18 protein-coding genes are annotated in these 19,213 nt (G+C 62.7%); 10 read left to right on the forward strand and 8 right to left on the reverse strand.

Translation table 11 applies throughout. From position 1 onward, the window contains the following. Positions 1-138: 138 nt before the first annotated feature. Together OVA24_RS06045 and OVA24_RS06050 are read left to right on the forward strand one after the other, a co-directional pair. Positions 139-1,236 carry a hypothetical protein gene (locus OVA24_RS06045; RefSeq protein WP_267674293.1) on the forward strand — a complete coding sequence of 366 codons (1,098 nt, stop codon included), beginning with the start codon at positions 139-141 and terminating at the stop codon, positions 1,234-1,236. Between the two features lie 6 nt (positions 1,237-1,242). Then, on the forward strand, positions 1,243-2,118 hold the full coding sequence (locus tag OVA24_RS06050) for a hypothetical protein (RefSeq protein ID WP_267674294.1): 876 nt from the start codon (positions 1,243-1,245) through the stop codon (positions 2,116-2,118). A 19-nt stretch (positions 2,119-2,137) separates the two neighbouring features. On the opposite strand, the gene OVA24_RS06055 is transcribed toward OVA24_RS06050, so the two are convergent. After that, complete coding sequence (locus tag OVA24_RS06055) at positions 2,138-2,797, reverse strand: hypothetical protein (RefSeq protein WP_267674295.1); 660 nt, start codon at positions 2,795-2,797, stop codon at positions 2,138-2,140. A 210-nt stretch (positions 2,798-3,007) separates the two neighbouring features. Between OVA24_RS06055 and OVA24_RS06060 the strand changes: the two genes are divergently transcribed. Then, on the forward strand, positions 3,008-3,448 hold the full coding sequence (locus OVA24_RS06060) for a septal ring lytic transglycosylase RlpA family protein (protein WP_267674296.1): 441 nt from the start codon (positions 3,008-3,010) through the stop codon (positions 3,446-3,448). 57 nt (positions 3,449-3,505) lie between these two features. Here OVA24_RS06060 and folP read toward each other — a convergent pair whose 3' ends face one another. Continuing rightward, a complete protein-coding gene (gene folP / locus OVA24_RS06065) occupies positions 3,506-4,390 on the reverse strand; it encodes a dihydropteroate synthase (RefSeq protein ID WP_267674297.1) in 885 nt (294 codons plus the stop codon). Between the two features lie 135 nt (positions 4,391-4,525). Between folP and aroC the strand changes: the two genes are divergently transcribed. The 3 genes from aroC to gatB all read left to right on the forward strand — a co-directional run bounded on the left by aroC (position 4,526) and on the right by gatB (position 7,978). Continuing rightward, positions 4,526-5,611: a chorismate synthase gene (aroC, locus tag OVA24_RS06070; protein WP_267674298.1), complete on the forward strand. Its 1,086-nt coding sequence runs from the start codon at positions 4,526-4,528 to the stop codon at positions 5,609-5,611. A gap of 35 nt (positions 5,612-5,646) precedes the next feature. Continuing rightward, positions 5,647-6,438 carry a CvpA family protein gene (locus OVA24_RS06075; protein ID WP_267674299.1) on the forward strand — a complete coding sequence of 264 codons (792 nt, stop codon included), beginning with the start codon at positions 5,647-5,649 and terminating at the stop codon, positions 6,436-6,438. A gap of 88 nt (positions 6,439-6,526) precedes the next feature. Further along, positions 6,527-7,978 carry an Asp-tRNA(Asn)/Glu-tRNA(Gln) amidotransferase subunit GatB gene (gatB, locus tag OVA24_RS06080; RefSeq protein ID WP_267674300.1) on the forward strand — a complete coding sequence of 484 codons (1,452 nt, stop codon included), beginning with the start codon at positions 6,527-6,529 and terminating at the stop codon, positions 7,976-7,978. A 162-nt stretch (positions 7,979-8,140) separates the two neighbouring features. Here the strand turns inward: gatB and OVA24_RS06085 are convergent, their stop codons facing one another. Beyond that, positions 8,141-13,933 (reverse strand): alpha-2-macroglobulin family protein, encoded by a 5,793-nt coding sequence (locus OVA24_RS06085; RefSeq protein ID WP_267674301.1) that lies wholly within the window; start codon positions 13,931-13,933, stop codon positions 8,141-8,143. Between the two features lie 116 nt (positions 13,934-14,049). Between OVA24_RS06085 and OVA24_RS06090 the strand changes: the two genes are divergently transcribed. The 4 genes from OVA24_RS06090 (at position 14,050) to OVA24_RS06105 (ending at position 16,216) form a co-directional block, all read left to right on the forward strand. Continuing rightward, positions 14,050-15,057: an alpha/beta fold hydrolase gene (locus OVA24_RS06090; protein ID WP_267674302.1), complete on the forward strand. Its 1,008-nt coding sequence runs from the start codon at positions 14,050-14,052 to the stop codon at positions 15,055-15,057. A 91-nt stretch (positions 15,058-15,148) separates the two neighbouring features. After that, positions 15,149-15,415, forward strand: a complete 267-nt coding sequence (gene rpmB / locus OVA24_RS06095; protein WP_267674303.1) for a 50S ribosomal protein L28 — start codon at positions 15,149-15,151, stop codon at positions 15,413-15,415. A gap of 130 nt (positions 15,416-15,545) precedes the next feature. Beyond that, positions 15,546-15,794, forward strand: a complete 249-nt coding sequence (locus OVA24_RS06100) for a DUF6364 family protein (RefSeq protein WP_267674304.1) — start codon at positions 15,546-15,548, stop codon at positions 15,792-15,794. Next, positions 15,791-16,216 (forward strand): PIN domain-containing protein, encoded by a 426-nt coding sequence (locus tag OVA24_RS06105; protein WP_267674305.1) that lies wholly within the window; start codon positions 15,791-15,793, stop codon positions 16,214-16,216. Before OVA24_RS06100 ends, OVA24_RS06105 begins: the two co-directional genes overlap by 4 nt. A gap of 9 nt (positions 16,217-16,225) precedes the next feature. On the opposite strand, the gene OVA24_RS06110 is transcribed toward OVA24_RS06105, so the two are convergent. From OVA24_RS06110 to OVA24_RS06130, 5 genes are all read right to left on the reverse strand, one after another. Continuing rightward, positions 16,226-17,509, reverse strand: coding sequence for a hypothetical protein (locus OVA24_RS06110; protein ID WP_267674306.1), 1,284 nt, complete (start codon positions 17,507-17,509; stop codon positions 16,226-16,228). 79 nt (positions 17,510-17,588) lie between these two features. Then, positions 17,589-17,975, reverse strand: coding sequence for a type II toxin-antitoxin system VapC family toxin (locus OVA24_RS06115; RefSeq protein ID WP_267674307.1), 387 nt, complete (start codon positions 17,973-17,975; stop codon positions 17,589-17,591). Continuing rightward, positions 17,972-18,193: a DUF2281 domain-containing protein gene (locus OVA24_RS06120; RefSeq protein ID WP_267674308.1), complete on the reverse strand. Its 222-nt coding sequence runs from the start codon at positions 18,191-18,193 to the stop codon at positions 17,972-17,974. The genes OVA24_RS06115 and OVA24_RS06120 overlap by 4 nt, the downstream gene beginning before the upstream one ends. A gap of 91 nt (positions 18,194-18,284) precedes the next feature. Next, on the reverse strand, positions 18,285-18,815 hold the full coding sequence (locus OVA24_RS06125; RefSeq protein WP_267674309.1) for a hypothetical protein: 531 nt from the start codon (positions 18,813-18,815) through the stop codon (positions 18,285-18,287). 50 nt (positions 18,816-18,865) lie between these two features. Next, a complete protein-coding gene (locus OVA24_RS06130; RefSeq protein ID WP_267674310.1) occupies positions 18,866-19,165 on the reverse strand; it encodes a hypothetical protein in 300 nt (99 codons plus the stop codon). Positions 19,166-19,213: the final 48 nt, after the last annotated feature.

Raw genomic sequence — 19,213 nt, forward strand, 5'->3', positions numbered from 1 at the left:
CGGTGGCACACGCTGGAAGCGGCCACCGGAATGCAATCCTTGGCGGACCGGGTGCCGAAGAAGATTACCGCGTCCGGGCTGATCTGGATCGGTGATGAAGGGGCGACGTCCAACGCGCTGCTCATCCCGGTGGAGGTGGTGACTCCCGCTCTCAATCACAATGAGCTGGAAATCCATGAGGGCCAGTTGTTCGGCGCGGAGGAACTGAAGGTGGCGAAGATGGAGCGTTCACTAAGCGCGGAGGGTGTGCTGGACATCGACCTGGATCCCCACCGGTTCCATGTGAGGATCCCGTCGCGGCTGGGCGGGAAGGCGGTCATCGCGAAGATCAGGACGGTGAATCCGGAAGCGGCATACAACTCCGCGCCAAGAGAGGTGCTGCTGACGGCGAACTCCTCCCGGCAGGAATCGCTGTCGCAGCTTCTTGTCTCCGACGAAGTGGATGCGCTGGCGGGCGGTCCCCGCACGCACAAGGTGATGCTGGATGGAGATGTGGAGATCAATTCGATCAAGATCGGTGCGATGACCTATCCGTTCAGCATGAAGGTGCCGGTGAAGGTGAAAAAGCGTCTGGTCGGCACCATCATCATGGTCGGGAACACCGGCGAATATCTGGCGGACATCGAGGCGTTCAACAAGGTGGCGAAGGAACGCTACGCGCAGGTCGGTGTGGATTTCGACTTCAATATCGTGAGCATGGCGTTACCCTCCGCCATCCAGAATGAGAATAACATCGGACTCTGGATTACCACTGGTAGTAACAACGGCCCTCATCCTGACGCCTCCGCTCTGGTGGACAAGGCGGTTGCCGACAACTTGAAGAAGGAAATCACGATGTTTGTTGTCAGGAATTTTGTAGGCCCAGAGAAAGGAAGAGCATATCCAAGAGCTCACCAGCCACTAGGCAAAGAAAAGCTCGCAAATTGCATATTTCTTTCAGGGGAAGATATGGTGAAAGTTCCAGATCCCGGTGGAAACCAGCCGAACCAAAGGGCGTGGTTTACCATCGCGCATGAAGCCGGGCATATATTGACCAAAGCAGGCCACTACGGACCGCCTAATCCGGGCTACGTAGGACATCCAGGATTGGCCAACTACGGTGGCGAAAGTCCGCCATTGGTGGGGCACAATTTGATGAAAGATGGAACTTTCAATCTCAATACCCTTTCTTCCTCCAAACGCCTGAAGCGCATGCAGGAGCAGATGTTCCTCCAATCGCTACTGGTCGATCCCTGAACTTTTATGAAAACGGCTATCCTCGTTTATTTATCAAGCTTGCTTGTGTGCCTTGGTCAGGAGCCGAAACTTCCGGAGCACGTCGAGTTCCCCGCATCCGGCGACCCCGTCAAGTTCCATCAAGAGGTCAAGGATTACATTATCTATTCATCGCAAGTTGGCCTGAATGTGGATCGGAACAGTTCGATCACCCGACGGAAGATCGAAGAGGATTCCCGGGATTGGGAAGCTCCGCTGGCGGAAATCATCGGGGATCCACGCCAATATGAAATGGGGGCCACAGAGGTGGCATTGCTCGCCGCCACGATCAGAAAAGATCGAAACGATCCGAGGATCACCGCAGCAGCCATCCGGTTGCTGCAGGAGGCGGTCGGAATGTCCATTGAACGCATCGACCGGCAAGCGATCCCTCGGGTTATTTCAGGAAGCAAAAGTTGGGTCGGCACCTTGATTAGGGAGCTCGTCGATCTGGAGTCGCCGGAAACACTACAGGCCATCCTCATATTCCTTCATTCCCCGGAAGTGGATCGGTTGGAGATACTGCAACAATATACGCCCAAATACATTCCACCCGCGCTCCAGAAATTCGGCGATCTCCGCAATGCGGAGGAAGCTCTCAAGGTCGCCGCTAAGCTAGAATCCATCGGGCGTGTGGATGTCGCCACCGACATCAAGCGGGCCGCAGAGCGTATCCAGAAGGAGACTGGACGGAAACAAGGCCCAACCGGCGCCGCCGCCGGATCATCCAAGAACACTTCCGCTCCGGATGGCGAAGCAAAGGATTCCGCCGACGGAACACCCCTCTGGCCATGGCTCGCCGCAGGGGGTGCGCTCATCGCCGCGCTGGCAGCGTATTTCAGGATGAAACGTGGGGTCGTCTGATCCCGCTCCGGCGGTTCCATCAATCCCCGAGGAACACGAACTCCTCCGCGATGCGGTTGAGGGAGCGGCGGGCGTCGGGCAGGGCTTCGGACAGGCTGCCGAGCAGGTGGCGCGGTGCGCTGGTGGGGGCCTCCGGATTGTCGGCGGCACCACGGAAGGCCTGACGGGCGAAGGATTCATAGAACGCCAGGTCCGGGGAGCCGCGGCGGTCGCAGCGGCCTTGCAGGAATCCCGGGTAGAGGCCCGTCAGGACCAGGAAGTGGTTCCCTGCGGCGACCTGCAGGTGGAACCGCATGCGGCCGTGGGCGGAGGAGATGATGGCGATGAAGTCGGCGGCGTGAGTGAAGCCGTGGGCGATGTCCTGGAGCGGATCGCCGGCATTCGTGCAGATGCGCTTCGCCAGCAGGCCGGCCACATAGTCCGCCACATCCGGATCCGTGAGGTTGGCGCCGAGGAAGGCGTGGCGGACGAGCACGTAGAAGTAGAACGAGGGGGAAACCTGGAGGGCGGAGGGGGAATCCAGCAGTCCGCGGAGGACTTCCTTCAGGTCGAGGATCTCGCGGAGGGCCTCCGGATCGTCCCAGAGTTTCGCGAGGAATGGCCTCTTTTCGCCGGGGGCGAGGATGGCCGTCATGAAGTCAAAATCGGAGCGGGTGAAGCGATCACGGCTCGATGGCATCCGGTGACCAATCATGTCAGCCAAGATAGCAATCGTGGGGCCAAAATGACGAGAAAATAGTTAAGGTATATGAATGAGTTCCGCTGAAACCCCTTATTTGGCGGGGTTTCATCCAAAAAGTGATGGGGCAATTTTTTCTTGTCCGGACGGTCGGGCTGGATTATTTGCCCCCGCCCCCCCCGACGGCGGGGCAACCAGAAAACAATGACTATGAACCTGACCCGGAGTTTCAAATCCGTGGCCCTGGCAGTAGCCGGCGTCCTCCTGATTCCAAGCTGCGCATCAACCAGTGCGACCTCCAAGAACTCCAGCGCGGAAGCGCCGGAGAGCTGGAACGTGGCATCCGTCCAGCGTGGCAAAGCCTCGTGGTATTCCATCCGTACGAACCGTGGCACCCGCACCGCGAGCGGCCAGCGTCTGACGGATCACGGAGCCACCGCGGCCCACAAGACCCTTCCGATGGGCACGAAGGTCCGCGTGACCAACGAAGCCAACGGCAAGTCCGAAGTAGTGACGATCAACGACCGCGGTCCCTATACCCGTGGACGTGTGATCGATGTGACGATCGGCGTCGCCGAGCGCATCGGTTTCAAGAAGCGCGGAGTGGTTCCTGTGAAAGTCGAAGTGCTTTCACGTCCTGAGAACCGCTGATCGGACAAACCTCAACCTGAACGGAGCGCCGTGGACCATCCCGCGGCGCTCCGTTTTTCATTTGGAGGGAGCGGGGCCGTCGTGGATGGCGGCCAATGTCTTCACCGTCTGCCAGGCCGCGGGCACGTTGTGGACGCGGAAGATCTCCGCGCCGCGGAGCATCGAGGCGGTGATGCAGGCGACGGTGCCCGCGTCGCGGTCGGTCGGCTCCGGCAGGTCCAGCACCTCGCCGATGACGGTTTTCCGTGAAACGGGGACGAGCACGGGGCGGCCGAATTTCCGCAGCCCGGCCAGCTCCCGGTAGACGGTCAGGTTGTCGTCGCGCTGCTTCGCGAAGTCGATGCCGGGGTCGAGGATGATGGAGTCCGGGTGAAGCCCGGCGGCCTGCGCGAGTCCGAGTTTCTCCGTGAAGAAGCGGTTCAGTTCTCCGGCGATGTCCGGCCACTGCTGGGTGAGGTGGGGCACTTTCGGCTCGCCCACGCTGTGCATGATGAGGAGGGACGCCCGGGCGGCGGCGCAGAGGCGGGCGTTCCGGTCATCCGGGAGGCCGCTCATGTCGTTCACCAGCTCGATGTGACCGAGGGGGAGGATGGCTTCGATGACGTCCGGCCGCCAGGTGTTCACGGACAGGATGGGCGGGCTGATCTGCCCGGAATCCCGCGGGATGGCGGCGGCGAGGATGTCAGACCAGAGCCGGAGGAACCGCTGGAAGCGGCGGATCTCCTCCGCGGGGGGGATGGCGGCGCGGTTGGTGCGGGCACTTTCCGCACCGACGTCGATGATGTCGGCCCCGGCATGGATCTGCGAGATGGCGATTTGTGCCGCCTGCGGGAAGTCGAGGGTGCCGTCCCCGGAAAAGGAATCGTCGTTGATGTTGACGATGCCCATGACGAGCGGGCGGCGCGGAAAAGTGATGGTGCGGGCGGGCAGGCGCCAGTTCATGGTGCGGAGGATGGACAGGCGGAACGGGCGCGTCGAAGGGAAAGTTTCACCCGGCTGGAAAGAATGGGGGGCATGCCGCTCCGCGCTCCTGCGGGTTCTACTTGCGGGTGAACCCAGCGTGCCTAGTCTGCGGGCATGTCATCGACTTTCGGAACGGTTTTCAGGATTCACACTTTCGGTGAATCCCATGGTGGGGGCGTGGGGGTGGTGATCGATGGTTGCCCTGCGAGGGTTCCGGTGGCGGTGGAGGACATCCAGAAGGAACTGGACCGGCGCAGGCCCGGGCAGTCGGAGATCGTGACGCCCCGGAAGGAGGCGGACGCGGCGGAGATTTTGTCGGGACTGCACGATGGGGTGACCCTGGGGACGCCGATTTCCATCGTGGTGCGGAACACGGACCAACGGCCGGGTGCCTATGACGAAATGGCGGTGAAATACCGGCCCAGCCACGCGGACTACACCTATGACGCGAAGTATGGCATCCGCGCCCCTTCCGGTGGCGGGCGTGCCTCCGCGCGGGAGACCATCGGCCGTGTGGCAGCCGCCGCCGTGGCGAAGCAGGTGCTCGACCAGCTCCATCCCGGCATCGAGGTGCTGGCATGGGTGAAGACCGTCCAGCATCTGGAGGCAAACGTGGACCCGGAGACCGTGACCGCGGAAACCATCGAGGGGAACATCGTGCGGACCGGGGATCCGGAAATGGTCCAGCCGATGATCGACCACATCAAGGAAGTGCGCGGGGAGGGGAACTCCGTCGGCGGCATCGTGGAGTGCGTCATCCGTGGCGTGCCACCGGGGCTGGGCGAGCCCATTTTTGACAAGCTGGAGGCGGATCTCGCGAAGGCGATGCTGTCGCTGCCGGCGACCAAGGGCTTCGAGATCGGCTCCGGTTTCTCCGGCACCCTGCTTACCGGCCGGGAGCACAACGACGCGTTCCGGAACATCGACGGAAAGATCCGCACCACCACCAACCGCTCCGGCGGCGTGCAGGGAGGCATTTCCAACGGCGAAAACATCGTCTTCCGCGTGGCGTTCAAGCCGACCGCCACCATCATGACCTCCCAGGAAACCGTCACCAGCGGAGGTGAGAACACGGAGCTTTCCGGAAAGGGCCGCCATGATGCCTGCGTCCTCCCTCGCGCCGTGCCCATCGTCGAGGCGATGGCCACCCTCGTGATCACGGACCATCTGCTGCGGCAGCGTGCGGGTGGCGCCAGGTAACGACCCGTCCCTGGAGATCAGAAATTCCTCCTCCCATGCCTCCGGAGTCCCTTCCCCAGATCAGCCTCGGCACCGCCGCGCTGGTCATCTTCCTGCTCTGCTTCGGCTTCGTCTTCCTGCGCGGCATCGTGCGGATGCTGTTCGGCGTGGCGATCCTCGGCGGCAGCCTGTGGGTGGGCTTCCTGGTCTGGCAGAAGACGCCGGAGTGGACCATCTCCCTGATGGGCAAGCCGCTGGACTGGGTGTCCATCGCGCTGCCGGTGGTGGCCTTCGTCGGGACGTTCATTATCGCGCGGGTGGTGATCAATTTTTTCCTGAAGCCGTTCAAGCCCTCGGCGGATGGCGGCTCCCGGACTGCGGGCGGGATCCTGTTCCGGCTGATCCTCACCATCATCCCGACGGGATTCCTTTGGCTCATCGGCGCCACGCTCGTCCATCACTTCGGCTCCATCGCGGAGATCGAGAAATCCACGGACAAGAAGACCAAGGCGGAGCCGGGGCTGCTCGACCGCTTCAGCGAGCTGAAGGAAGCCATCGCCGCCATCGTGCCGGCGGATTGGCTGCAGAAGCTCGATCCGCTCGCGGATCCCAGCCATCTTTCCCTGGCGAAGCTCATCGCCGCGCAGCCGGACTCCCGCCGCGCGCCGGTGATCGACCCGGAGACCGGAAAGCCGTATCCGCGCGCGATCATCGTGGATGAGCCGGAACTCGAGGATCTGGCCAGCGACGGTCGCATCAGCACGCTCATCCGCCACCCGCTGTTCCAGAAGGCGCTGAATGACCCGAAGGTGCGGGAGGCGCTGCGTGCCCAGGCCGTCCGGAACTGAGCGGAAACGGCCCGTTTTTCCAAAATCACCAATTTCGATGTTCGATGTTGGACGTTCGGCGTCCGATGTTCAAATTCCGCCCCAGCAAATGTCCTATCTCGTCACCATCGGCCTCGAAGTCCACGCGCAGGTGAAAACCGCGACCAAGATGTTCTGTGCCTGCCGCACCTCCTTCGGGGATGAACCGAACACGCACACCTGCCCCGTCTGCCTGGGCCTGCCGGGAGCGCTGCCGGTGCTGAACCGCGAGGCCGTCGAGAAGACCCTGCTCACCGGGCTGATGCTGGACTGCGGTTCACCGGATATCTCGAAATGGGACCGGAAGAACTACTTCTACCCGGACATGCCGAAGAACTACCAGACCACGCAGATGGACCTGCCCCTCTGCATCGGTGGCGGCGTCCCGCTTTACGAACACTGCTACCCGACGGATCACCGGAAGAACATCAAGACTCCCGGCAAGGTGGTGAAGATGAACCGCATCCACCTGGAGGAGGACGTGGCGAAGTCCACCCACCTCGGGAACTCGTCGCTCATTGACTTCAACCGCGCCGGAACGCCGCTCATGGAGATCGTTTCCGAGCCGGACCTGGAGTCCGCGGAGGAAGCCTTCGCCTACCTCCGCTCGCTCCAGATGATCCTCCAGCAGGGAGAGGTTTCGGATGCGGACATGGAGAAAGGGAACCTCCGCTGTGACGTGAACATTTCGCTGCGGAAGAACGAGTCCGATCCGCTGGGCCAGAAGGTGGAGCTGAAGAACCTCAACTCCATCTCCGCCATCCGCCGAGCGATCCACTTCGAGATCGACCGCCAGACGGAGGAACTCGACAGGGGCCAGGCGCAGATCCAGTCCACCCGCCGCTGGGATGACGAGCGCGGCGAAACCCAGCTCATGCGCACGAAGGAGGACGCGCACGACTACCGCTACTTCACCTGCCCGGACCTCCTGCCCATCGAAACCGCGCCGTTGCTGGCGAAGGTCCGCCCGCTGGTGCCGGAACTGCCGCACCAGCTTGCGGAGCGTTTTGAAAGGGACTTCGGCGTGACCACCTACGATGCCTCCGTGCTTTCCTCGGACAAGTATCTGGCGGTGTATTTCGAGGCCGCGACCGATGCCGCGATCCCCGGCAAGAAGGTGGCGAACTTCATCATCAACAACCTGCTCGGCACGCTCAACGAACAGGGCATCGGCATTTCCGACTGCCCGGTGTCACCGGAGAAGCTGCGCGGACTCCTCCTGCTGGTGGAGAACGGCACGCTGGCCGCCAACCAGGCGAAGGAAGTGTTCGAGGTGCTCTACAACGCCCCGGAGAAAGATCCGAAGGCCATCGCGGATGAACTCGGCTTCAAGCCCGCGGAAGCGGGTGAGCTGGAAGATCTGGTCGATCAGGTCATCGCCAACAACCCGTCGGAGGTGGAAGCCGTGAAAGCGGGCAACGAGAAGCTGCTCAACTTCCTCACCGGTCAGGTGATGAAAGCCTCCGCCACCAAGCCGAACCCGAAGCAGGTGACGGAGCTGCTGCGGGCAAGGTTGCTGTGATGCGGTGGGATGGCTGGGATTGGAGCGCGGACTTAAGTCCGCTTGGCTTCGTGTGGAACAGATTCTCCGGGGCGGACTGAAGTCCGCGCTCCGTAGGCACCAAAATAGAAAAACCAGCGGCGACGAGCACCACTGGTTTTCCAGATCCATCTTCAGGACCCGTCACTTCGTCGTGAACACCCGTGAAGCGGAGAGGGCGTAGAACTCCGGATCATACATGCCTTCCACCTTGGCGGGCGGTGCCGTCGCCACGCCGGGGACGGTGCAGCGGGCCAGGTAGGTCAGCGTGTAGGTGCCCTTTTTCCAGATCTGATCGAGGTAGAACACGGCCCGGTCGGTGCGCAGTTCGGAGTGGCTGACTTCCCAGCGGTTGGCGCTGACATCCGCGCCCGCGCCGGTGGCGGTGCCCTGGGTCTTGAAGTCGGTGTTCACCGTCTCGAAGACGGAGGGCAGCATGTCCTCGATCACCAGATACTTCGTGTCGTCGTTCGGCAGGGTGACGCGGAGGGACACCCGGATCAGGTCACCGACCTTCGGCTCGGTCAGGATCTCGGCGGAACCGTCCGCCTTGATCCGCTCATAGAGACGATCCACGGAGAGGCCGTTGGTGGCCACCGGTTGCAGCGGCTCGATTCGCGGCTTCGAGGCGACCCTGATCCGGACGTAGCCGGTGCCCTTCGGGTTGATCTCCAGCTTGAGGCCCGGGGTGATCGCCATTGTGGCGGATGCCGTCGGGTTTTCCGGATTGAGGGTCACGGTGCCGGAGGAAAGCGCCGGATGCATCTCCGCGGACCACTCGCCATTGAGGGTGGCCTTGTCGTTCTTCGCGTAGGTGGACATGGCCAGCAGCCCCCAGCCGTTGGCCCAGGTGGTGTTCCAGTGACCGTACGGGTTCCGCTCATGGATCATGCGGTCCAGGGTGGTGGTGGTTTCCTTCGCCTGCGGGTCGATGGTGGACCATGCCAGCAGCTTGAAGGAATCATCCGCGTTCCAGCGCATCCAGCCGTCGTCTTTCAGGCGGTAGGGCACCTTGGAAGTGAGGATGGACTTCGCGGTGGCCACGCTGGCGGGGTTGGCGCCTGCCGCGTTGTAGGCCAGCGCGAGGAAGGCACGGCCGGACGGCGACAGGTCGGCGATGCGGTCGAGCAGCACGTTCTGGTAGGAAGGTTGCGGGCTGCCTGCCAGCGCCAGCACCCACAGCGTGCGGGCCTGGTTTTCCAGGAACGATGGGGACTTCACATCCGCGATGCCGCGCAGCGACTCCGTCAGGTGCTTCGCGAGCTGGTCGATCGCGGACTGAGGGACATGCGCCCCGCTTTCTTTCGCGAGGATGAGTCCCAGGCCGGCGTAGGGTGTGGCCCAATCCACGCGGTCACTACGGCCCGGCCAGTAGGTGAAGGAACCGTCGGAGAGCTGCATGGACAGCAGGCGGTCCGCACCACGCTGGATGGCGGCTTTGCGTCTCTCCTCGGGAACCTTCGCGAAGGAGGGGATGACATTCCTCAGCGGCTCCACGGCGAACCATGGCATGAGGGAGGAGGTCGTCTGCTCGACGCAGCCGTGCGGGTAGTGCAGCAGGTAGTCCACGGAACCGGAGATCTCCGTGAGCGGGGAGCGGGAGAACTCCAGGGTGATGTCACCGGTGCCGGACAGCAGCGCGGGGTCGATGTGGTCCAGCAGGTTCTGCGCCTTGTCCACCTTGATGAACTTCACCTGCCGGATGAGCGGCATCGGGTAGTGGACCTCGAAGGTTTCCTCGACGGCGTCCGAAAGGCTGCGGGTGAGTCCCGGGGTGAGCTGGCCGTTGCCCAGCGAGACCGGAACGGCCTTCCAGGAGAAGGTGCTGGTGCCGGTGGATTCCGCGGTCACCGGGAAGCTCAGCGTGGCGGACGCGCCGGCATTGAGCGTCACGGTTTGCTTGGCCTCGCCGAGCGCGCGGCAGACCGGCGTGGTGCCGTCGCGGCCGGTGGAGAAGGTGACCTCCCAGGTGCCGTCATGGCTGGAGGCATTCTGGACCAGCACCTGCGGGCTGAAGCTGTCGCCCTGGTTGGCGAAACGCGCGGTCTTCGGCTCCAGCATCAGCGGCTTGTTCACCACCAGTCCGGTTTCCGCGTGGCCGAATTTCTCGGTGGAGTGGGCCACGGCGATGACGCGGTAGCGGGTGAGGGTGTCCGGCACCTTGAAGGTGTGGGTGAACTTCCCGTCCGGCCCGGCTTTCACGACCGGTGCCCAGGTGGCGCATGGGTCGAAGTTTTTCCGGTAAAGGTCGGCCAGGTCACCGAGGTCCGCGCCGCCACCGATGAAGAAGCCCTTGTTGAAGAACTGCCGGTACTGCGGATCCTCCGTCATGAAGTTGTTGAAGGAGACGCCTGCCTCGATGCCGAGGATGCGGGCATCGTAGAAGAAGGCCATCGGGTTCGGGGTGATGTAGCCCATCACGGCGAGGGTGCCTTCATCCTCCGCGTAGAGCGTGAGTTCCGCACCGGCGGCGGGCTTTCCATCCGCAGTGGTGACGGTGCCGCTGAGGGTCACCGTGTCACCGGGGCGGGCGGCGGGGAGCTGCGCGCCTTTCTGTGGTCCGGTGGAAACGGTGAAGCGGTCGTTCTCCGGTCCGGCGGCGGTGAGGTCCACGGTCAGGCGGTCCCGTTCGTTCTCGATGGTCAGCTCGCAGTAGCCGAGACGGAGCTGCGGCGTCTTGAATTCGCGGGCGGATTCCCCCGCACCTTTCACGATCAGGACGGAGACGTAGGCGTTCGGCGCGTCGTCCTCACCGATGGGGATTTCGATGACCGGGTTGTCCGCCTTCAGCGGGGTGAGGAAGGAACGCAGCACCTTCTCCCGCTCCACGGTCACCAGCGCGGTGCCTTCGATGGGGGAGAGGACCAGCACCCGGGCGGTTTCGCCCGCCTTGTAGGATTTCTTCTCCGCGATGAGCTTCACGCGCATGCCGTCCTCATAGAGCCACGGGTAGTCGTCCGCGCCATAGACGTGGAAGCTGGACACGGTGGCGAAGTCGCGGCCGTTCTTGTCCTTTCCACGCAGGGTGAGGAAATATTTTCCGTTGTCCTTCGGCGTGAGTGCGAGTTCCTGGCCTTCCTTGGCGGAGGCGGCGGGGTCGATGGTGACCTCGGAAACCAGCACGTTCTCCTCGCGGGTGTCGTTGCGGGTGACGGTTTCTCCGTTGGCGTTCTGGGAACGCACCGGGCTGTTGATCTCACGGCTGAGGGTGGCGGTGACTTTCACCGGCTCCGGGAACGGATTCCCCTCGGGGTCGATGGCGACCACGCGGAACGCCACGTTCTCCCCGGCGCGGATCAGGCGGTCATTCCGGGAAACCCCGACATAGATATCAGCCGGATGGACGGTGGTGGTGGCGGATGAAGTGAGCGTCTGGTTGTTTGCGTCCGTCACTTCCGTGGAGACCCTCACCTCGCGGCTGGTGGGGAACTCCGCCTGCGGGATGTCCACGGTGACGGTCGCCTTGCCCTCCGGGGAAAGGGTGGCCTCGCCCTGGACAGTCGCCGGGCCGGAGTCCGAGCCAGTGTCTCCGTCTTCATAGCGGGCGCGGTAGCCGAAGTAGTGGTACCAATAGCCCCAGTCCGGTGACCGGTGGTTGCCGAAGAGGAAGTCACGGAAACGTTCCGGATAAAGATTGAGCGGGGTGATGCGGGTGAAGTGCCTCAGCGTTCCGCCCGCCACGGGCTGGCCCTGGTAGTAGCTGGCCGCCACGTCGGAGGTGACGCTGGTGGCACCGGTCGCGGGGCGGGTGATGCCTTGCTCGATCTCGAACGCGTTGCGGCGGAACTCCTCCACGGCCAGCTCCAGTTCGAAGGTGGCGCTTTCGCGGATCTGCTGCTGCTTCGCCCAGTCCTCCTCCAGTGCCTCCGCCTCCGCGAGTTCATCGGGGAACTCCAGGCGGATGATGTGGCTGCCGGTGGTGCCCTCCGGCAGCTTGTAGGTGATGTCGAACGAGCCGGTGTCGGAAAGGGTGACGGGCTGGGTGAAGATCTCCTTTTCCGTCGGGTCGATCACCACCACGCGGGCGTTCGCCGGGGAGGCGGGTTGGATGACGTTCCCCGCCTGGGTGCGGACGATGCCCTTCAGGCGGACGGTTTCTCCGGGGCGGTAAATGGAACGGTCGGTGAACAGGAAGGCGCGCCGCACGGATTCCGCCGGGGTGTTCCATGAATAGCGGATGGGGAAATGCCACAGGCCGACGGTGTTGAGGGACGAGTCGAACGCGGTGACGAACGAGTCATTTCCCAGGATCGCCCTCAGGTGGCGGGCCTCCGCCGGGCGTCCGACGGTGGCCAGGCCGTTGGCGTCCGTTTTCAGGGAATTCAGGCTCGAGGAATCCTCGCCGAAGAGGTCGATGGTGACGTCCTTGAGCGGCTGGCCGGTGGCGCAGGAGAAGGCATAGACGAAGGCTTCCTTCGGGGTCAGTTTCCAGGCGAGGCCGATGTCGGTGAGCTGGATGATCGCCTGCGCGTTGCGGCGGCCCTGGGTATTCAGGTCCGCTTTCGGGGTGCCGACCACGTCGAGGAAGATCGCGCCGCTTTTCAGATCCGCTGGCAGGATCTCATCCCACTTCAGTTCGAGCTCCTTCGAGGTGTCGAGCGCGTTGCCCAGTTCGATTTCCTTGTCATAGACCGTCTGTCCGGTGATGAGGGAGTAGGGCAGGGGGGCGGTCGGTTCGATGTTCTCGAAGTCATGGCCCAGGCCGGTGTAGTGGCGGTACCCCTGGTAGGCGCGGACGAGATCCGCGGCGGACAGGCGTTTGATGCGGATGTGCAGCTTTTCCAGGTTGACCGTCTGGATGGGATAGGTGCGCCTGCCGGTGGAGAGCTGAGCCTGGTTCTCGCTGGGGAGGAGAAGCTCCGGCTCGATGACGGGGAATTTCACCTCCTTCGCAAGAGGGGCTGCCAAAGGGATGCTCGCGGCGGACGAGAAGGGTGGCCTGACGGTCACGTTCCAGGTGTCCGTGGCGGAGAAGTTCCCCAGCAGGTGGATCTCCCGGCCGTCGATCTCCGCGCTGAGGTTCTCAGGGCGGGGATCCAGGACCAGTGATTGCGTGAGGAAGTCCGCGGGCAGCTCGGCGGGCAGCGGCGCGTTGAAGGTGATCACCAGCCGCCGGGGTTCGTCCGGATTCGCCCGGGCCTCGAACCCGGTCGCTGCGAACGGCTGGATGGTGCCGATCTCATAAGGCGCGTCCTGAACGGTGGCCGTTTTGCCCCCGGCATTCGGCAGGCCTTTCAGGATGGAGAGCCGCCAGTTTTCCCCGACAGGCAGGGGGGACAGCGGAGCGACGACCAGCGCGTTGGCCACCGGTGTTTCCAGCGGCGGATTCGGGTCTGCGGTCGCGCCCTTGGAGCGTGCAGCCCAGGATTTGTAGTAGTTCGCCTGCGGGCCGGTGCGTGCGCGGTCCGGGCGGTGTAGCCGGGCGGCGACCTGCTGCCCGGTCTTCGAGGTGAAGGTGATGAATGGCCCTGCCTTAGCGGGGTCCACATCGTCATTGAAGATCAGCAGCCACTCCGCGGTGGAGGCGGAGTAGGTGGAGGAGTAGCGGTTCTCCGTGGTCGCGGAGCGGACGGCGAACGGCTCGCTGCCCAGCGTGGCGAAGACACCGGCCGGGATCTCCGTGTTGTCGAGATGGGTTTTCCCCTTCGGAATCGCGAAGGTGTAGCTGGTGCCGATGGCCGGAGGCTGGTCCGGGTGGAAGGCGGCGATGTTCTGGGCTTTCCAGACCAGCTTGCCCGGAAGCGCCGGCTTGATTTCCAACCACGTGTTCGCGACCTCTTTCCCAAGATCCGCGGTGGCGGTCACCGGGCGGTCGAGAACGAGGTCGATCGCGCTTTCAGGTGCGAGTGACGGAGTGGAGACCACAAGCCGCGGCGCGGCATGGGAGGCACAAGGGAGTGCCATGAGCGCCACAAATGTGGCAAAGGAAGTTTTCATGGGCGTGTACGCTGAACCGTAATTTCTTACAACATAGGGCCAACGAATCACACCCCATTTTCTTAGATTCACTGAAATTTCACAAAGCAGAGGATGGTTGCCATCCAGCGTGGGGCGTGTCATTTTGCGACGTGGTGAAACCTCCCGGTATCCAGCGCCTGGCCCTGTCCGCAGGGTGGGCTTCCGTCTGTGTCGCGGCCCTTCTGGTGGGTTCGTGCGCGCCGGACTACACGCTCGTCAGCCATCAGAAATCCCCTTCGGAGATCCGGAAGAAGAACGAGACCTTCGGCTACCGGAGCTGGGTGGCGAAGGGGGTGGAGCAGGACATCGTCGTCATCGGCATCCACGGATTCTGCGGCGCATCGATCGATTATGAGAATCTTGGCAACCACTTGCTGAAAAATCAGCCGAAGACCGCGCTCTATGCCTATGAGGTCCGCGGGCAGGGGAATGATCCGATGAGCACCCGCCGCGGCGACATCGGTGATCCGAAGGATTGGTACCGCGACCTTTTCGCCTTCACCCAGTTGGTGGAGGAACGCCACCCGGACGCGAAGATCGTCTGGTATGGGGAGAGCATGGGGGCGATGATCGCATCCCACGCGCTGCGGGAGTCTCCTGCGGCGGATCCTCCCTGCGACGCGCTGGTGCTTTCCTCACCCATCGTCCGCTTCAAGGATGATGTTCCTTTCTGGCAGCCCGCCCTGGTCCAGGCGGCGGCGGCGACCGCCCCGTTGGCGAGGATCTCGCTGGAGACACTGGCGGGGGGAGAGGCGGTCCAGATGACCCAGACCTCCACCCACGACCAGCAGTCGGAGACGAATTCCTACCACATTGAGAAGCACACCCTGCGCCTGCTGGGGGCACTGGGCCGCCACATCGACTCGATGAACGACTGCGCCGCCACCTTCCAGGTGCCGGTCCTGGTGCTCCACGGGGAGCATGATTATTTCAACACGGACTCCGACATGCGCGGGTTCATCGCCCACATCCCGGGCGGCACCCACAAGACCTACCGGAACTACCGCGGTGCCTACCACCTGCTGATGTATGATGCGAAAAAGGAGAAGGTTTTCGGCGATGTGGAGGGTTGGCTGTCGAAATTGCGCCGGAACCGGCTCTGAACTTTTTCCGGGAAAAGACAGGTTTCGTCTTGACCCGACGCTCTCCGAGGGCATCCTGCGCGCCCCGCAACACCGAACCTTTCCGAATCTTATGGCCCGTATTTGTGATATCCGAGGAACCCGTGTCCGCTCTGGCGGTAAAATCCACCGTTCCGGTCTGGCCAAGAAAAAAGGCGGTATCGGTCGCCACGTCACCAAGGTGGTGAAGCGCACCGTTTCCCCCAACCTCCAGAGCAAGCGCATCTGGGTTGAGGAACTCGGCCAGCACGTGAAGCTGAAAATCAGCTGCCGCGCCCTGAAGACCATGAACAAGAATGGTGCTTTCGCCACCCTCAAGAAGGCCGGCCTGATCGGCTGATCCGTTCTTCACGAACATTTTCCGAAGAAGACCCGGTGATCCACCGGGTCTTTTTTTGTGTGGGCATCCTAGATCGCTCATGCTTCCTCAAATGCCTTGCGTGACGTGTGAAATTGGGAAAATATACGTCATGTCGAAATTGACCCTCCACGTTCCTGCGGAGTTGGTGTCTGCGGCCAAAAGTGAAGCCGCAGCGCGGAAGGTATCGGTTTCCAAGCTGGTTTCGGACTTTTTCGCGTCACTGGCCGCCGGCCAGGAGTCGTCCGGGGCGGAAACGGACAACCTGGCCCCGCGGACCCGCAGGCTGGCGAAGTGCATTTCCGGTGTGGATGCCTGTGAGGCTGACTACATCGACTACCTTGAGCGGAAGCATTCATGAACGTCCTGATCGACACGAACGTGATCGTGGATGTTCTCACCGGGCGGGAGCCTTTCTTCGTGGACTCGTCGCGGGTTCTTGACCGTGCGGAACGGGGGGATTTCGTCGCATGGATCTGCGCCACGACGGTGACGACTGTTTTCTATCTCGTCCGGCGTCATCTGGGTGCGGCGGAGACGGTCGAAAAGATCAGGGATCTGACGGCCATCTGCACCGTGGCACCGGTCAACCAGTCCGTGATCAGTTCCGCGCTCGGCAGCCGATTCGCGGACTTCGAGGATGCCGTCCTGCATGACTCCGCGGTTCTCGCCGGGGCTGACTGCATCGTCACCCGCAATGTGGCGGACTTCCGCGAATCCAAGCTTCTGGTCTATACTCCGGAGCAGTTTCTCGCCGCGATGTCCTGGAACAGCCGAGAGTAGGAGCTGCGGTCACTCCACCACACAAGGCACCAGCACGCCGTCGCTCATGCCGTGGATCTTCTTCTTGTCCGCCGGGACGATGGTGGCGAGGCAGCCGCCGAAAGCGGTCTGGCCGGCGTTGTCGGTGAAGAAGTAGGGGCAGAGCCGGACGCGGCCCTGCATCATCTCGATGGAGCCGTCGTCCCGGAAGACGGGGTGTTCGATCCGGCGGCCTTCGCGGAACTCCTGCAGCACCCACGGTTGTTCGGAAGATTGCTCCAGGGCGTGGTGCAGCTGCTCCGACCACTCCGCGGAGGAAAGGTCGTGGCCGATGAAGACGCCGCGGGAACCCCAGGCGGTTTCGTGGAATCCGCTGATCTTCAGGACAAGCTGGCGGTCCTTCTGGCTGAAGGCGGCGACTTCCTCCCAGGAATGCGCATCCAGCCTTGGCAGGGCCGCGTGGGGAGGCAGCGGGGAGGGATCCAGCACCCAGCCGAACGGGACGATCTCGCGCAGCCGCTGGAGGTGGGAGGAGCGCAGCGTCTGTTCCCAGACTTTTTTCAGCGCAGGGGACCACAGCAGGGCGAGCCACAGCTTGTCCTCCAGGTGCGGCTTGAACGGGGAGGTGATGGAGAGCGTCCCCTTTGCGGACAGTTCCGCCAGACGGCGGGCGGAGGGGATGGACTCCCAGTCGAAAAGCTCGAAGAAGCGGTAGAGTGTGTCACCGTCGATCGGTTCATATTCCTCCGCCGAGGCAGTTTTCCATGCGGTGCCGAGCTGGGAAACCAGCCAGTCCATTTCCGGGAGGTAGTCCCCGGCTTCTTCGGAGACCAGGACCGTGCCTCCGTCCGGGAGCAGGGAGCGGAATCCGTCGATCATGCCATTTTCCCCACCGAGGATGTCGAATCCCGCGTCCGAATACACCTTGGAAAGCCACGCCGTCACACCGATACCGCCGGGCACGCTGTCCAGCTCGCTCATGGCGAAGCCGCCTTCCGTGAGGATCAGGTCGGGACGGATGACACGGGGGAACTGTTCCGCGAGGCCCGGCTCACGCTGGAGCGCGGCCATCCACGACGGCTTTCCCTCATCCAGCAGCTCCGCCAGCCAGCCGTCCAGCTTTCCGGAGGCACTGCGGCGGTAGAGGGCGTCGCTCGCCCGTTGGAACTGGGCCAGCGGATGACCCAGTGACATCAGCTTGCGGGCCTCCGCCTTCGTGAGTTTCAGCGGCTCCGGGGACCATTTCCAGCTACCCCCACCAAACAATCCACCCTCGGGCAGTCCTTCGCGCAGCTCGGCAAGCGTCAATCCCATGTCGCCGCCAGTTTCGCCCGGGTCCGGAAATTGCCAAGCGCGGAGTTGGGTATGGTGAGTCCGGGCGTTCCTGAGGTCCTCACCAGATCCTTGCCGCTCCATAGGCATTGAAAGCCACATCGCAACCGACCATCGTCAGGTTTTCGCTCAGGGCTTGGGCAATCAGCATCCGGTCAAAGGGATCACGGTGATGGAGGGGCAGATCAAGAAGCCGGTGAACATGCTCCGATTTGATCGGTAGAATTTCAAATCCGAGACGCTCCAACTCCGCCGGAAAGAGATGTGGGAGCGGCATGGGTGGATTCAGTTTTCCCAGTCCTGTCTTGATGGCCATTTCCCAGCCGGTCGCAATGCTAACGATACGTCGGTTGGCGGGATCCTCCAGCGCTTCGCGCGCGACCCTTGAAAGCCGCTTGTCCCCTTCCAGCGCCCAGATCAGCGCTTGGGTATCTACCAGCAGCTTCATTCCATGTATTCCTTGAAGTCCTCAAGAGGTGCATCGAAATCGGGTGCGATCCAAAAACCCTTGAGACAGCCGGCTTTGAATTTTGTCTTCGGTTCTGTAGCATCCGCTTCCTCCAGAGTAGCCACCACTTTCACCCTTTTGGATTTCAGTTCGTCGGGCACGGGCAGGTGCAGGGTGCCATCGGCATCCGGTTCCAGGATCGCGGTGATCGTGCTCATGCCGGCATGTTGCCATCTTTCCTGCCTCCCCACAAGTCTCCATGAGAGCTACCGGCCGGACAGCGCCGTGGCGACTCTGATCCATCAACCTTCAATCACCCGGCTCAGCAGGATTGGCCGGGACCTCTTGTCCGGCCTGCGGACGGCTGGGACTAGTCTGCTCGATGATCTTCAGGATCTTTCCCTCATGGTCCCAGATCATGACCTCCATCCCGTTCCGCAGCGGTGATTTTGTGGAATGCTCGTCGAGGGCGAAATTGACGCTTCCCCGACCGTGTTCGAACACTTTTCCCGCCACCTCGAACGTTGCAACCGGGTTCCCTGCGATAAGAGTGCTTTTGATGAAATTCGAGATCGTTCCCCGTGTTTCGGTGTATTCCCCTTTTTCGATCAACTCACGGTAACTCGGGGCAGGAGCGACGAATAAAGAACCCACTCCGATCCCAAACAAAAGGATACCTGCCGCGATCAACAAGGTTCCGACCTTTCTGGAAGACTTGCGGAATGCGTTGATGCCGAAGAACAGAAAGAACAAAGGCAGCGCCAAGGAATAGAGCACCACCATCGCGCCGCCAGGGGTGCTTTCCGTGGTGATGTCGTAGATGACGGTCGCGTGGTTCATGGGGGCTGGTAGCGGGTGTGATCAGGCGGGCCTTTCCGCGAGTCCCGCTCTTACTTTTCGGACAGCGCCGTGGCAATCTCCGTCCACTCGTCCGCCAGCGGCTTGCCACGTGGCGGGACGGGCTTGCGGGCGCGGGCGTACCAGTATTCCGCGTTGCTCTGGTCGCCCTCCTCGCGGTGGAGCCAGGCGTGGATCCACGAGCCATCCGTGCCGGGGATCTCCTGGCAGAGATCGTGGGCTTCATGCCAGCGTCCGGCCTTCGCGTACCAAAGGGCGCGGAGGCCGGTGGAGAGTCCGGCGGGTGGGTTGGGATCGGTGCTGGCGGAGCGGGAAAGGTCGGCTGCGTTCATGGAAAATCACCGCAGGTTTTCACTGGCGGTCCGGGGGGATTTTGTCTT

Origin of the sequence: Luteolibacter sp. SL250, from assembly GCF_026625605.1 — a bacterium.
GTDB lineage: Bacteria > Verrucomicrobiota > Verrucomicrobiia > Verrucomicrobiales > Akkermansiaceae > Luteolibacter.